16 protein-coding genes are annotated in these 14,867 nt (G+C 41.9%); all 16 read left to right on the top strand.

The window, feature by feature from the left end:
• Window positions 1–552: 552 nt before the first annotated feature.
• The 16 genes from rpmH to atpA all read left to right on the top strand — a co-directional run bounded on the left by rpmH (window position 553) and on the right by atpA (window position 14,815).
• Window positions 553–687, top strand: coding sequence for a 50S ribosomal protein L34 (rpmH, locus tag ACH784_RS17640; RefSeq protein ID WP_008488847.1), 135 nt, complete (start codon window positions 553–555; stop codon window positions 685–687).
• A 6-nt stretch (window positions 688–693) separates the two neighbouring features.
• The gene (gene rnpA / locus ACH784_RS17635; RefSeq protein WP_058031496.1) at window positions 694–1,122 is read left to right on the top strand and encodes a ribonuclease P protein component; all 429 of its coding nucleotides are present in this window, start codon (window positions 694–696) and stop codon (window positions 1,120–1,122) included.
• Window positions 1,123–1,203: 81 nt separating this feature from the next.
• Window positions 1,204–1,497 (top strand): membrane protein insertion efficiency factor YidD, encoded by a 294-nt coding sequence (yidD, locus tag ACH784_RS17630; protein WP_404392426.1) that lies wholly within the window; start codon window positions 1,204–1,206, stop codon window positions 1,495–1,497.
• Between the two features lie 8 nt (window positions 1,498–1,505).
• Window positions 1,506–3,149 carry a membrane protein insertase YidC gene (gene yidC / locus ACH784_RS17625; protein WP_404392424.1) on the top strand — a complete coding sequence of 548 codons (1,644 nt, stop codon included), beginning with the start codon at window positions 1,506–1,508 and terminating at the stop codon, window positions 3,147–3,149.
• Between the two features lie 151 nt (window positions 3,150–3,300).
• Window positions 3,301–4,665: a tRNA uridine-5-carboxymethylaminomethyl(34) synthesis GTPase MnmE gene (gene mnmE, locus ACH784_RS17620; RefSeq protein ID WP_404392422.1), complete on the top strand. Its 1,365-nt coding sequence runs from the start codon at window positions 3,301–3,303 to the stop codon at window positions 4,663–4,665.
• A gap of 684 nt (window positions 4,666–5,349) precedes the next feature.
• A complete protein-coding gene (mioC, locus tag ACH784_RS17615) occupies window positions 5,350–5,793 on the top strand; it encodes an FMN-binding protein MioC (protein ID WP_404392420.1) in 444 nt (147 codons plus the stop codon).
• Window positions 5,794–6,219: 426 nt separating this feature from the next.
• On the top strand, window positions 6,220–8,109 hold the full coding sequence (mnmG, locus tag ACH784_RS17610) for a tRNA uridine-5-carboxymethylaminomethyl(34) synthesis enzyme MnmG (RefSeq protein WP_404392418.1): 1,890 nt from the start codon (window positions 6,220–6,222) through the stop codon (window positions 8,107–8,109).
• A 16-nt stretch (window positions 8,110–8,125) separates the two neighbouring features.
• Window positions 8,126–8,746 carry a 16S rRNA (guanine(527)-N(7))-methyltransferase RsmG gene (gene rsmG, locus ACH784_RS17605; protein ID WP_058031488.1) on the top strand — a complete coding sequence of 207 codons (621 nt, stop codon included), beginning with the start codon at window positions 8,126–8,128 and terminating at the stop codon, window positions 8,744–8,746.
• A gap of 12 nt (window positions 8,747–8,758) precedes the next feature.
• Window positions 8,759–9,544 carry a ParA family protein gene (locus ACH784_RS17600; protein WP_138483155.1) on the top strand — a complete coding sequence of 262 codons (786 nt, stop codon included), beginning with the start codon at window positions 8,759–8,761 and terminating at the stop codon, window positions 9,542–9,544.
• A gap of 14 nt (window positions 9,545–9,558) precedes the next feature.
• Window positions 9,559–10,515 carry a ParB/RepB/Spo0J family partition protein gene (locus tag ACH784_RS17595; protein WP_404392415.1) on the top strand — a complete coding sequence of 319 codons (957 nt, stop codon included), beginning with the start codon at window positions 9,559–9,561 and terminating at the stop codon, window positions 10,513–10,515.
• Between the two features lie 138 nt (window positions 10,516–10,653).
• Window positions 10,654–11,034, top strand: coding sequence for an ATP synthase subunit I (locus tag ACH784_RS17590; RefSeq protein ID WP_404392413.1), 381 nt, complete (start codon window positions 10,654–10,656; stop codon window positions 11,032–11,034).
• A gap of 15 nt (window positions 11,035–11,049) precedes the next feature.
• The gene (atpB, locus tag ACH784_RS17585) at window positions 11,050–11,907 is read left to right on the top strand and encodes a F0F1 ATP synthase subunit A (RefSeq protein ID WP_404392411.1); all 858 of its coding nucleotides are present in this window, start codon (window positions 11,050–11,052) and stop codon (window positions 11,905–11,907) included.
• A gap of 56 nt (window positions 11,908–11,963) precedes the next feature.
• The gene (gene atpE / locus ACH784_RS17580; protein WP_349284987.1) at window positions 11,964–12,197 is read left to right on the top strand and encodes a F0F1 ATP synthase subunit C; all 234 of its coding nucleotides are present in this window, start codon (window positions 11,964–11,966) and stop codon (window positions 12,195–12,197) included.
• A gap of 42 nt (window positions 12,198–12,239) precedes the next feature.
• Window positions 12,240–12,710, top strand: a complete 471-nt coding sequence (atpF, locus tag ACH784_RS17575) for a F0F1 ATP synthase subunit B (protein WP_404392408.1) — start codon at window positions 12,240–12,242, stop codon at window positions 12,708–12,710.
• Window positions 12,711–12,725: 15 nt separating this feature from the next.
• Window positions 12,726–13,259 (top strand): F0F1 ATP synthase subunit delta, encoded by a 534-nt coding sequence (gene atpH / locus ACH784_RS17570; protein WP_404392406.1) that lies wholly within the window; start codon window positions 12,726–12,728, stop codon window positions 13,257–13,259.
• 14 nt (window positions 13,260–13,273) lie between these two features.
• Window positions 13,274–14,815, top strand: a complete 1,542-nt coding sequence (gene atpA, locus ACH784_RS17565) for a F0F1 ATP synthase subunit alpha (RefSeq protein ID WP_058031480.1) — start codon at window positions 13,274–13,276, stop codon at window positions 14,813–14,815.
• The last annotated feature ends 52 nt before the right edge of the window (window positions 14,816–14,867 follow it).

The raw sequence follows: 14,867 nt of genomic DNA, 5'->3' as shown, positions 1-14,867 counted from the left end.
GCTGAACAACTCCAATGGGTTAATATTCCCGTACATCGTAAAGACTACAAGAATTGATTAATTATTATCACAAAATATAAGTGGAAGCCGGGTATTATGAATTGATCTTATCCACAACTTCAATATTGACTTTTGCAAAAACTAGGATCTTGTTGATAAAAATAATTAAATACCTGTTTTATAAGAGCTTTTATTTTAGATCCGAGCAATAGATCATAACAAAAAACAACCAAGATCACACGTGATAATTGTGATCAAATTAAGTTTTCCCAAGCTTTTGTTCAGATTGACCCCAAGACCTGTGGAAAACCCAAATAAGATCAGATCCTTTAAGATCTGCTATCCTTTTTATCTCGATCACGGGTATAATGCAGCCGCTTTTATATAGGGCGAATCAAGTTGATTATTTTTACAACTATTTTGCCCTGTAAATGAGATTATCATTGACTTTCGTCGTCCTCGGCATTAATATCTCGCGCTCGCAATGGCACCTTTGCCAGGATCGCGACCTGCATAGGATGTTTTAACCTTAACCGATCGGATGGAATTGTTATGAAAAGAACTTTTCAACCTAGCGTATTAAAGCGTAAGCGTACTCACGGTTTCCGTGCACGTATGGCTACTGCTAACGGCCGTAAAGTTTTAGCACGTCGTCGTGCTAAAGGTCGTAAAGTACTTTCTGCTTAATCATTAGTGGAAAGCTTTAGCTTTGGCAGGGAGTTACGTCTGTTAACTCCCTCGCACTACTCCCGCATATTCAATGAACCTGCTCGTGCAGCAACACCCTTCTTTACTTTATTAGCTAAACCAAATGAAGCTGGTCAACCAAGACTAGGTCTCACTGTTGCTAAAAAACGTTGTAAACTAGCTGTTCAAAGAAACCGCATTAAACGCCTTGCCCGTGAGAGCTTTCGTTTAAATCAACATAAACTTGATAACATCGATATTGTCTTGATGGTTAAATCTGGTGTTGATGAACAATCAAATGAAGAGCTAACAAAACAGCTTAATAAACTTTGGTTAAAAATAAATGAACGTTGTAAGCCTGGTGCACCAAAACCTAAACCTTACAAAAAGCGTCCTTATAAAGGTAAGAAACCAGCTAAAACTCAGCAAAAGTAGTGTATTAAACTTCTGCTGAATAGCTTTACCCCCCTATTTAAGGTATCTTTAGCTCACCTTTTAAACATTCAATGCGTGACCATGGCACAAGCTAAAAAAAAGTTGACCCTTGCATGGCTGTTAAGCCTGCCGAAACTTGCTTTAATTGTGCTGATTAAAGGCTATCAAAATTTTATTAGCCCGTTACTTGGTCCTCACTGTCGCTTTAATCCAACCTGCTCTAGTTATGCAATTCAGGCAATTAATTGTCATGGATCGTTAAAAGGGAGTTGGTTAGCGCTCAAACGCATATTAAAATGTCACCCTTTAAGCGCAGGTGGGGATGACCCCGTACCTGAGAAGTCCAACAAAGTTAAACACCAACACGAGAAATAAGAGCTGTTATGGAATCACAACGCACGTTTTTATTTATCGGTTTGTTGCTTGTGTCGTTTTTATTGTTCCAAGAGTGGAACAATGAAAAACTACAAGCAAATACCGATACCAGTGCCACAACACAACAAGTCGCTGCTCCAGCTAATCAAATCGCTCAAGAAGATGATGTTCCGGCATCAACTCAAAACGATGTGCCAGCAGCAGTTAGCAAAGCCGTTCGCTCTGTTATTACAGTAACAACCGATCTTCTAGCCGTTCAAATTGATACTAAAGGCGGTGATATTGTTGAAGCGAAGTTATTACAACACGCAGAAACTCATGGCAGCGATACACCATTTTTACTGTTAGGTGAATTTGAAGGCCGTGAATATATTTCACAAAGTGGTTTAATTGGCTTAAATGGCCCAGATGCCTCACCAGAAGGTCGTCCGGTATACACAGCTCAACAAAAAGCGTATGAACTTTCAGGTGATGAATTACGTGTCCCACTGACTTTTGTTGATAACAAAGGTGTTCAGTACACAAAAACTTATGTATTCAAGGCTGGAAAATATGATGTTGGTTTAGAGTACAGTGTTAACAACGGTACTGAAAACCCAATTCAAGTTCAGCTATACACACAAGTTAAACGTACTGTGCAAGCTAAAGGCAGCATGGTCGACCAAACTTACTTAGGTGCAACGTATGGTACTTCTGAAGAGCCTTATGAAAAATATAGCTTTGAAGATATGGCTGAAGCAAACCTAAATAAAAACACGCAAGGTGGTTACATTGCCTTTATTCAGCACTACTTCTTAAGTGCGTGGGTACCAGATCAGTCGGTAAACAATACCATTTACACTTTACTGCGTAATAACCAAGGTATCATTGGTATTAAAGGTGAAGCAGTAAATGTACAAGCAAATACGACTGCGACTATCAACTCTACTTTCTACATGGGTCCAAAAGACGGCGACACACTTGAAGCCCTTCATGAAGACCTAGATTTAGCAGTAGACTTTGGTTGGTTATGGTTTATTTCTCAGCCATTACTTGTACTTCTAAAACTACTTTATAGCTTCATCGGTAACTGGGGTGTGGCAATTATTGCTATCACTATTTTAGTTAAGATGGCACTTTACCCACTGACAAAAGCACAGTACACGTCTATGGCTAAAATGCGTGCACTACAGCCTAAAATGCAGCAATTAAAAGAGCGCTATGGTGATGATCGTCAAAAGATGGGTCAAGCCACTATGGAACTTTACCGTAAAGAGAAAGTAAACCCTATGGGTGGTTGTTTGCCGCTATTACTGCAAATGCCTATTTTCTTAGCGCTGTTCTATGTATTCCTAGAGTCACCTGAATTACGTCATGCTGAATTCATGTTCTGGCTAACAGATCTATCAGCAAAAGACCCATACTACGTATTACCAATTCTATTTGGTGCAAGTATGTTCTTAACGCAGAAACTGCAGCCTATGACAGTGACTGATCCTATGCAACAAAAGATGATGACGTACATGCCAATCGTATTTACGTTCTTCTTCATCTTATTCCCATTCCCATCAGGTCTAGTACTTTACTGGTTGGTATCTAACTTGATCACCATCGCACAGATGCTTTACATCTATCGTGGTATGGAAAAACAAGGGATCAAAGTTCGCGACTAATCGCCTACTTTAAATATTCCAAAACGCCTGCTTATTGCAGGCGTTTTTGTTTCTGAGCTCACACCTCTTATTTCTCAACTCTGTCTAATCTGGCTGACACTGATGCTTTAGAGTACAATTGCAGTATTGTAATTGCTCAGCAAAAGAATCCATGATTAATCAAGACACCATAGTCGCACAAGCTACCGCACCCGGTCGTGGTGGTGTAGGCATCATCCGAGTTTCGGGTAGCTTATCTACTTACGTAGCCGAAAAGATTTTAGGCAAATGTCCTAAGCCTAGATATGCTGAATACCTCTCTTTCAATAGCCTTGCGGGTACGCAGCTTGACCAAGGTATTGCCCTGTTCTTCAATAACCCTCACTCTTTCACTGGCGAAGATGTATTAGAGCTTCAAGGCCACGGTGGACCTGTTGTAATAGACATGCTGTTAAAAGAGATCTGTCAGATTGAAGGCGTTCGTTTAGCGCAACCTGGTGAGTTCTCAGAGCGCGCATTCTTAAACGATAAAATGGATCTAACCCAAGCTGAAGCCATTGCCGACTTGATCAATGCAACCAGCGAGCAAGCAGCAAAAAGTGCCCTACACTCGCTGCAAGGTGATTTCTCAAAACATATTCACACGCTGGTGGAAAAAGTCATTCACCTACGTATGTATGTTGAAGCTGCTATCGACTTCCCAGATGAAGAAATCGATTTCTTATCAGACGGCAAAGTCGCTGGTGATTTAGCAGCCATCATCACGCAACTGGATGAAGTGCGCCAACAAGCGAAGCAAGGCAGCATTATGCGTGAAGGTATGCGTGTGGTGATTGCTGGACGTCCTAATGCAGGTAAATCATCGCTACTTAATGCCCTAGCAGGACGAGAAGCAGCCATCGTGACTGACATCGCCGGTACCACGCGAGATGTACTGAGAGAGCACATTCACATTGATGGTATGCCGCTACATATCATTGATACAGCAGGCCTGCGAGAAAGCCCAGATAAAGTTGAGCAAATCGGTATTGAGCGTGCATGGGATGAAATTCGCCAAGCCGATCATGTGTTATTTATGGTTGATGGTACAGATACCACAGAGACCGACCCAATGCAGATCTGGCCTGAGTTTATGCAGCAGTTGCCTGATGGTATGAAAGTGACTGTGGTACGCAATAAAATCGATCTCTCAAATGAAGCGGTAAATCTTGATAAAGCGGGTCAGTATCCCCTACTTCGTTTAAGTGCTAAAAGCACCCAAGGTGTCGATTTACTCCGTGAACATCTTAAAGAATGTATTGGCTTTACCGGTGCCACCGAAGGCGGGTTTATGGCAAGACGCCGTCATTTAGACGCCTTAGAACGTGCCGCCGAGCATTTAGATATCGGACAAACGCAGCTAGAAATGCATGTAGCAGGTGAGATCTTAGCCGAAGAATTGCGCCTCACTCAACAACATTTAAATGAGATCACCGGTGAATTTAGCTCAGATGATCTGCTAGGTAAGATCTTTAGCTCATTTTGTATCGGTAAGTAACGGTATACATACTCTAAAGCGCCACAGATCCCCTTTTGTGGCGCTCATTCCCCTAAAAGCCAGCTCATTAATTCATCAAATTAAATAACCAACACTCAAATTAAGTAAAAAAACCTTAAATTCTTCTCATGGCCGTGCTGCAGAACGCCCAACATTTAAGCCTTTCTTGGATAAAATCAGAGGAAAAACGTCACCAAAAAGCGATCTCTTTCGAGAAAAAGCAAACCTCAAAGCCGATCAACCAGCAAAGCGCACTTTGATCAGGCCAATAAATAGGGCTTTGATCACCCCATTCGGATCTATTTTCTGAATTTATAGAACATTTAATTATATAAATTTATTTTTTAGATCCAAAAGTAAGTGAAGTAAAATTAACAAGATCGAGTTATACACAAGCAGCCTATCCACATTGCTAAAATACCACCACAAAAACCTTAAAGAAGATCTTTTTAAGCCCGTTAACTCACCAAAGAAAATAAACTAGACGCAACTTTCACTCAGTTTATCCACAAATTAACAACGGAAGAATAACGAGGAATAAATTATTAACTCATTACAAATCAATAAATTGAGTTAAAAACGATGATTTCATAGGCATTAAAAGTTATCCCAAGTTCAAATCCCCTCTTTACTTCTTCCACAGGCGCATTATGATAGCCGCTCAAAGTAGATAGGATGAGTTAAATGCCGCAAGTCGACATCATTGTAGGTAGCCAGATGGGATCAGCGGAGTATGTCGCTGAGCAACTTCAAGAAGCCCTTGAAGATCAAGGTTTCAAAACCGTGTTACATGAACAGCCAAACTTTGATGATTGCCAACAGGCCAACTGGCTGGTGGTAACTTCTACTTATGGTGCTGGAGATTATCCAGACAATTTACTGTCATTTATTGAGCAAATAACAGCGCAATCTTCTTTATCACAGCTCAAACATGCAGTTGTCGGAATTGGTGACAGTAGTTACGACACATATAACTATGCAGCAAAGAACTGTGATGCACTGTTAAAAAGTAAAGGATCACTGTCTTTATTAGCACCATTAGAGATCAATGTGCTTGATGAAGCCTTGCCAGAAGATACCGCTTTAGCTTGGTTGCCAAACTTGATCGAAAAGCTGGCAGATAATTAGAAAGATCTTTTACACAGAAGTTATTCACAAAATCCCCATATATTAGATCGGATTGTGGATAACCTTTGATCTAACTGCTGATCTACACATACTTATCCCTTGGATAAATATTTCCCGATCTGAGGTTGTGAATAAAACACCGATTTGATCAACGCTTATACCGAGTAAGATCCGATCTAATTCACATCTATTGATCTGATCTAAGTTTATGCTTTTAAAGATGTAGTTAGAGTTACACACAGATCTTACGATCACTAATAGTAAGATCTAATAAAAGATCTTTAAAAAGATCCTTATATATATTTAGTGATCACATTTTCGTATTTTCTAGGTTGTTTAATATTTAAGCGTTTCACTTCTGAGTTTTTCTAGGTAGAATACGCATCCTTTCAAAATTCACCGGTTGTTTTAAGTAGGATCCCGTAGATGATTTATCATGAGCATTTTGATGTAATAGTTGTTGGTGGCGGTCATGCAGGTACTGAAGCTGCATTAGCGGCTGCACGCATGGGCATGAATACCCTATTGTTAACCCATAATATGGATACTTTAGGCCAAATGTCATGTAACCCAGCAATTGGCGGGATCGGAAAAGGACATCTGGTAAAAGAGATCGATGCACTTGGTGGCGCAATGGCTAAAGCGATCGACAAAGGCGGGATCCAATTTAGAACTTTAAACTCGTCTAAAGGTCCAGCGGTTAGAGCAACTCGTGCTCAAGCTGATCGCGCACTTTATAAAGCCGCGATCCAAGACATTTTGCAAAACCAAGAAAACTTGAAGATCTTCCAACAGTCTTGTGATGATCTCATTGTTGAACAAGATCAAGTTAAAGGCGTCGTGACTCAAATGGGTCTACGTTTTAGTGCGCAAACGGTAGTACTAACTGTTGGCACATTCTTAGGTGGTCAGATTCATATTGGTTTAGAAAACTTCTCTGGCGGTAGAGCGGGTGATCCTCCTTCTATTGCATTAGCAAAACGCTTAAGAGAACTGCCATTCAGAGTTGATAGACTTAAGACGGGCACGCCACCACGTATTGATGCCCGTACAGTTGATTTCTCAGTGATGCAAGAACAACCGGGTGATACACCAACACCGGTATTCTCTTTCATGGGTAAGCAGAGCGATCACCCACAACAGATCCCTTGTTACATTACTTATACCAATGAAAAAACCCATGATGTGATCCGTGATAATTTACATCGCTCACCAATGTATGCGGGTGTCATTGAAGGTATTGGTCCACGTTATTGCCCATCTATTGAAGATAAAGTGGTTCGTTTTGCTGATAAAGAAAAGCACCAAATTTTTGTTGAGCCTGAGGGCCTAACGTCTTATGAGCTTTATCCGAATGGTATTTCGACAAGCCTGCCGTTTGATATTCAGCTCGATATTGTTCGTTCAATTAAAGGGTTTGAAAACGCGCACATCTGTCGCCCTGGTTATGCGATTGAATATGATTTCTTTGATCCGCGTGATTTAAAACAGTCTTTAGAAACTAAATTTATTAATGGCCTATTCTTCGCCGGTCAGATTAATGGCACAACTGGTTATGAAGAAGCCGGTGCACAAGGTTTGATCGCAGGTATGAATGCGGCATTACAAGTACAGGGCAAAGATGCTTGGACACCACGTCGCGACCAAGCTTACACAGGTGTACTAATTGACGACCTTGCAACATTAGGTACTAAAGAGCCGTACCGTATGTTTACCAGCCGCGCTGAATACCGTTTACTTCTTCGTGAAGACAATGCAGATCTTCGCTTAACAGAGAAAGGTCGTGAACTTGGCTTAGTTGATGATGAGCGCTGGGCGGCTTTCAATGAAAAGCTAGAGGTGATGGAACAAGAAACACAGCGCGTTCGCAGTACTTGGATCCACAAAGATCACCCAGCACTTGAGCAAGTTAATGCGCTGCTTAAAAAGCCATTAACGCGTGAAGCAAGTTTAGAAGATCTGATCCGTCGTCCTGAGGTTGCACAAGCTGATCTATATAAAATCGAAGGGCTTGGATCTAAGTCTGACAACTGGCAAGCATTGGAGCAAGTTGAGATCCAAACCAAATACGCAGGTTATATTGCACGTCAGCAAGATGAAATCGAAAAATTGATGCGTCATGAAGAAACGCAAATTCCTGCTGACTACGACTATAGCCAAGTAAGTGGCTTATCGAATGAAGTGGTTGCCAAGCTTTCTGATGCCAGACCGCAAACTATTGGTCAAGCATCTCGTATTTCTGGTATCACCCCAGCAGCGATTTCGCTATTATTAGTCTATTTGAAAAAGCAGGGCTTACTTCGTAAGTCAGCATAAGCCGCAAGGGTAGACTGTGTTACAACCATTACTGACTTCTTTATTAGCACAAACGGATATTGTGCTAAGCGACAAACAACAGCAACAACTGGTTGCTTATGTCGAATTGCTTGATAAATGGAATAAAGCCTACAACTTAACTTCTGTGCGTGATCCTAAAGAAATGATGGTGAAACATATCATGGATAGTTTAGTGGTAGCGCCTCACTTAACAGGCAAGCATTATATTGATGTAGGTACAGGCCCTGGCTTACCGGGCATTGTACTTGCTATTGCTTTACCTGATACCCAATTTGTATTACTGGATAGTTTAGGCAAACGTGTGCGTTTCTTAATGCAGGTGAAACATGCTTTAGGGTTAGATAATGTCACGCCAGTACAGTCTCGAGTTGAAGAATATCAACCAAGTGTTAAATTAGACGGGGTACTAAGCCGTGCATTTGCATCATTACAAGATATGGTGCAGTGGTGTTCGCATTTAATTGATGACTCAGGTCGATTTGTTGCTTTGAAAGGGCAATTTCCTGATGAAGAACTTGAAAACCTGCCTGCAGGTACCAAGTTCGAACAAGATATTAGTTTAGATGTGCCTAAATTAGATGCTGAGCGACATTTAATTATTCTGTCAAAAGACTAAGTTGAGGGTAAAGTGGCAAAAGTTATTGCAATCGCAAACCAAAAAGGGGGCGTGGGTAAAACAACCACCGCCGTAAACCTTGCCGCATCAATGGCCGCAACCAAACGCAAAGTATTACTTATCGATTTAGACCCACAAGGTAACGCCACTATGGGTAGTGGTGTTGATAAGTATGGTGAGGTTGCCACCATCTACGATTTGTTAATCGAAGAAACACCAATCAATGACGTGATTTGCAAAGAAACGTCTGGCGAATATCATTTAATTGCTGCAAACGGTGATGTTACCGCAGCAGAAGTTAAATTAATGGAATTATTCGCTCGAGAAGTACGATTAAGAAATGCCTTAGAGGCAGTTCAAGATCAGTATGAATTTATTTTTATTGATTGTCCGCCTTCATTGAATATGCTGACAGTCAATGCCATGGCGGCAGCGGACTCTGTTTTAGTGCCTATGCAATGTGAATATTATGCATTGGAAGGTTTGACGGCATTAATGGATACCATCACTCAGCTTGCTAAGTTGGTAAACCCTAACTTACAGATAGAAGGCATTCTACGCACTATGTACGATCCGCGTAATCGACTTGCCAATGATGTGTCTGAGCAATTAAAACAGCACTTTGGTGAAAAAGTATATCGTACCGTGATCCCAAGAAATGTCCGTTTAGCTGAAGCGCCAAGTTTTGGTGCGCCAGCCATGTATTACGATAGAGCATCAAGCGGTGCAAAAGCATATTTAGCATTAGCCGGTGAAATGTTAAGACGTAAAGAGCAGCAAACGGCTGCTGTTGCGTGAGAGGATAATAATAAATGTCAGTAAAAAAACGTGGTTTAGGTCGAGGCTTGGATGCCTTATTGAGTTCAGCAAAGCCTGCTCCGGCTGTGCCTGTTGAAGTAACAGCACAGGCGCCTGAATTACCGGCCACTGCACCTGAGCAAGAAACTACATCGACAACCAACACAGCACAAACCGATAATGAACTTCGTCGTTTACCAATCGAGTGGCTTCAGCGTGGCAAATATCAACCACGTAAAGACATGTCTGAAGAAGCGCTAGAAGAACTTGCCAGTTCAATTCGTGCACAGGGCGTACTGCAACCTGTTGTTGTGCGTGAAATTGGCCATGAAAAGTTCGAAATCATCGCCGGTGAACGCCGTTGGCGTGCTGCACAACTGGCGCAACTCGATGTTATTCCTTGTTTAGTTAAAGACGTTGCTGATGAAGCGGCGGTTGCCATTGCATTAATCGAGAATATTCAGCGTGAAGACCTAAATGCCATGGAAGAAGCCGTTGCACTTGAGCGTCTATTGAACGAATTTGAATTAACCCATCAGCAAGTAGCTGAAGCTGTTGGCAAATCTCGTACTACGGTCACCAATTTATTGCGTTTAAATAATCTCAACGATGATGTAAAAAAATTGTTAGAGCATGGTGACATCGAAATGGGTCACGCGCGTTGTTTACTTGCATTGACAGGTGAAGTGCAATCAGAAGCGGCTCGAACAGCCGTTGCTAAAGCGCTTACGGTACGTGAAACTGAAAAATTAGTACGTTCTATCCTCGAGCCAACGGATAAAAAACAAACAAAAGAAAAAGACCCTGATGTCAAATTGTTAGAACAACAGTTGGCTGAAAACTTGGGGGCGAAAGTCGAGATTAACTACAATCAAAAAGGCAAAGGAAAACTGGTTATCTCCTATGCAAATCTCGATGAATTAGACGGCATTCTTGGCCGAATCCAACCTGATCTACAACAACCTTCCTAATGTTTGATTATTAGACGAAAGTGGCGTCGAAAAAGCGCCACATTTCGTCGCTGCAAGTTGCAAAATCACCAAAAATAAGTATAATTTCGCCAGTTTTCATACCCTGATAAATTTTTGCGTCATTAAGGTAAATAAAAAGTGACAAATTCGTTAGCAGGCCCATATAGGCGTGCCGCATTAAAAGGTGTTTTACTTCAGGGTATCGTAGCAACAATCGCTGCAGTAATAGTTTTAGTTGGTTGGGGAGTGCAAGCAGGCGTTTCAGCATTGGCTGGCGGCCTAGTTTCAGTACTCCCTAATTTTGTATTTGCTTTGTATGCATTCAGATATATGGGCGCTAGCAAGGCAGAACAAGTGTTTGACTCGATAAAACGAGGCAACGGATTAAAATTTTTGATTACCATTTGCTTGTTTGCACTAATATTTAAGTATTTTGCTGTCATGGCTTTGCCATTTTTCTGCTGTTATATATTAGTGATGTTTGCACAGTGGTTTTCACCGATTTTTTTTAATCATTAACTTTTGGGATAAAACATGGCTGCAGAAGAAGTGACTCTATCGAGCCATATTCAGCACCACTTGACCAATGCTAAGATGTGTTCAACCGATGCCGGTTTTGAATTCAATAAAGCATGTGCGGACAGTGGATTCTGGACATGGCACGTGGATACCCTCGCATGGTCTATCGGTTTAGGTCTTATTTTCTTATGGATCTTCCGTAGCGCCGCTAAAAAATCAACCACAGGTGTACCTGGCAAGTTTCAGTGCTTCATCGAGATGATTGTTGAGTTCGTTGGTGACAACGTACGTGACACTTATCACGGTAAAAGTGCTTTAATTGCGCCATTAGCCCTAACAATCTTTGTTTGGGTGTTCTTAATGAACCTGATGGACCTTATTCCTGTTGACTTCTTACCTTCTTTTGCTGGTTTCGTTGGTGAAACAGCGTTTGGTATGGATTCACACGATGTGTACATGAAAATTGTACCAACAACTGACATCAACCTAACAGCTGCACTGGCTATTGGTGTGTTCTTATTGATGATCGGTTACTCAATCAAGATCAAAGGCATTGGTGGTTTCATTGCTGAGCTAACGCTTCACCCGTTCAGCTCGAACAACAAGATTGCTATGATTTTCTTGATCCCTTGTAACTTATTACTTGAAACAATTGCGTTGGTAGCTAAGCCGTTCTCGTTAGCACTACGTTTGTTCGGTAACTTGTACGCTGGTGAATTGATTTTCATCCTTATCGGCGCAGTTGGTCTTATGCAGCTACCGTTGCATTTCATTTGGGCAGTTTTCCACATCTTAGTAATCGTACTTCAAGCATTCGTATTCATGATGCTGACAGTTGTTTACTTAAGCATGGCTAGCTCAGATAACCACTAATTATTTATAAATTTTATTAACTTTAACTTTAACTTTAAGAAACTTTGGAGAAAAAAATGGAACTAGTAGAAGGTTTAAAATTCATCGCTGTTGCTCTACTTATCGGTTTTGGTGCTATCGGTACTGCGATCGGCTTCGGTAACATGGGTGGTAAATTCCTAGAAGCGTGTGCTCGTCAACCTGAACTTGCACCTTCACTACAAGTTAAAATGTTCATCCTAGCTGGTCTAATCGATGCTGTAGCAATGATCGGTGTTGGTATCGCAATGGTATTGTTGTTCGTACTTTAATTTTATTTTTTGAACAGCTTACTATTTTAAGGAGGAGCGGTTGTGAATATTAACGCCACTCTTATCGGTGAATTAATTGCATTTACGGTTTTCGTACTTTTCTGTATGAAATACGTATGGCCACCGCTAAATGGTGCAATTGAAGCTCGCCAGAAAAAAATCGAAGATGGTTTAGCTGCCACTGATAAAGCTGAAAAAGAGCTTGAAGTTGCGCGTAAAGAAGCTGCTGAGCAGCTGAAAGAAGCAAAAGCTCAAGCAGCTGACATCATTGAACAAGCTAAAAAGCGTGCTGCGCTTATCGTTGACGAAGAGACAACGCGTGGTCAGCAAGAACGTGAAAAAATCATCGCTCAAGGTCACTCTGAAATTGATTCAGAGCGCAGCCGAGTTTCAGAAGAGCTACGCAAACAAGTTGCAACGCTTTCTGTAATTGGCGCTGAGCGTATTTTAGAGCGTGAAATTAACCAAGCTGCACACAGTGACATCGTTGAAAAACTTGTCGCTGAGCTTTAAGTAGGGGGTCTGAGCATGTCTGAATTGACTACTATCGCTCGCCCATACGCTAAAGCAGCTTTTGAACTTGCCGTTGAAAAAGGCAATGTTGAAGCTTGGAACGAAATGCTGTTCTTCGCTGGTCAAGTGGCCAGCGATGAGCAAGCTAAAACGTTACTAGCTAGCATTCCTACAGCTGCAGAACAAGCTGATGTTTTAATCAAGGTTTGTGCTGAGCAACTAAACGAACAAGGTCAAAATCTTATCAAGCTGATGGCCGAAAATGAACGTTTAGCCGCCATCCCAGCAGTTGCTGAAATCTTTGCTGAATTTAAAGCAGAGTTTGATAAAGAAATCGACGTTAATGTGGTTTCTGCAACTGAGCTTGCTGCAGAGCAGCAAGACAAACTGGTCGCGGCACTTGAAAAACGTTTCGCACGCAAAGTTAAGCTGAATTGTAGCATCGACGAAACCGTTGTTGGCGGTTTAGTTATCAAAGCCGGTGACACCGTTATTGACGGTTCTGTCCGTGGCAAGTTGGACCGCTTAGCGGTATCGCTACAATCGTAATTGGGAAAAAGAGCATGCAACTTAATTCCACTGAAATTTCTGCACTGATCAAGCAACGTATTGAACAGTTTGAAGTTGTAAGTGAAGCACGTAACGAAGGTACTATCGTATCTGTTACTGACGGTATCATCCGCATCCACGGTCTAGCTGACTGTATGCAAGGTGAGATGATCGAGCTTCCTGGCAACCGTTATGCTATCGCACTAAACCTTGAGCGTGACTCAGTAGGTGCAGTAGTAATGGGTCCATACGCTGACCTTAAAGAAGGCGTAAAAGTACAATCTACAGGTCGTATCCTAGAAGTACCAGTTGGTCGTGGTCTACTTGGTCGTGTTGTTAACACACTAGGTCAGCCTATCGATGGTAAAGGTGCACTAGACAACGATGGTTTCGAGCCAGTTGAAAAAATCGCACCAGGCGTAATCGAGCGTCAATCAGTAGACGAGCCAGTACAAACTGGTTATAAGTCTATCGATGCGATGATCCCAGTTGGTCGTGGTCAGCGTGAGCTAGTAATCGGTGACCGTCAGACTGGTAAAACAGCTCTAGCGATCGATGCTATCATCAACCAAAAAGACACAGGCGTTAAGTGTGTGTACGTAGCGGTTGGTCAGAAAGCATCTACTATTGCTAACGTAGTACGTAAATTAGAAGAGCACGGTGCACTTGAAAACACGATTGTTGTTGTTGCATCTGCTTCTGAATCAGCAGCGCTTCAATTCCTAGCGCCATTTGCTGGTTGTACTATGGGTGAATACTTCCGTGACCGCGGTGAAGACGCGCTAATCGTATATGATGATCTTTCTAAGCAAGCTGTTGCTTACCGTCAGATCTCACTACTACTTAAGCGTCCACCAGGCCGTGAAGCATACCCAGGTGACGTATTCTACCTTCACTCACGTCTTCTAGAGCGTGCATCACGTGTAAACGCTGATTACGTTGAGAAGTTCACTAACGGTGAAGTGAAAGGTAAAACAGGTTCATTGACGGCATTGCCAATCATTGAAACTCAAGGTGGTGACGTTTCTGCATTCGTACCTACCAACGTTATCTCAATCACCGATGGTCAGATCTTCCTAGAAACTGACTTATTCAACGCAGGTATCCGTCCAGCTGTTAACGCTGGTATCTCGGTATCTCGTGTAGGTGGTGCAGCGCAAACTAAAATCGTTAAGAAACTAGGTGGTGGTATCCGTCTAGCGCTAGCTCAGTACCGTGAACTAGCGGCGTTCTCTCAGTTCGCTTCTGACCTTGACGATGCAACGCGTGCACAGCTTGAGCACGGTGAGCGTGTAACAGAGCTAATGAAGCAGAAACAATACGCACCAATGTCTGTTGCTGAAATGTCTCTGTCTCTATTTGCTGCTGAGAAAGGTTTCCTACAAGACATCGAAATCAACAAGATCGGTGATTTTGAAGAAGGCCTAATCGGTTTCGCAAACAGCACTTACGCAGAGCTAATGGCTCAAATCAATGAAACAGGTAACTACAACGCTGAGATCGAAGCGCAGCTTAAAGAACTTCTAGAGAAGTTCAAAGCAACGCAAACTTGGTAATTTAGTTATTGGATGGTGAGTGTTCCTAGAATACTCACCTTGATTCGGAGAG

It is taken from the genome of Pseudoalteromonas phenolica, from assembly GCF_044788725.1.
In the GTDB taxonomy this organism is placed as follows: Bacteria; Pseudomonadota; Gammaproteobacteria; order Enterobacterales; family Alteromonadaceae; genus Pseudoalteromonas; species Pseudoalteromonas phenolica_C.
This window is presented reverse-complemented; position numbering and strand designations above follow the sequence as displayed.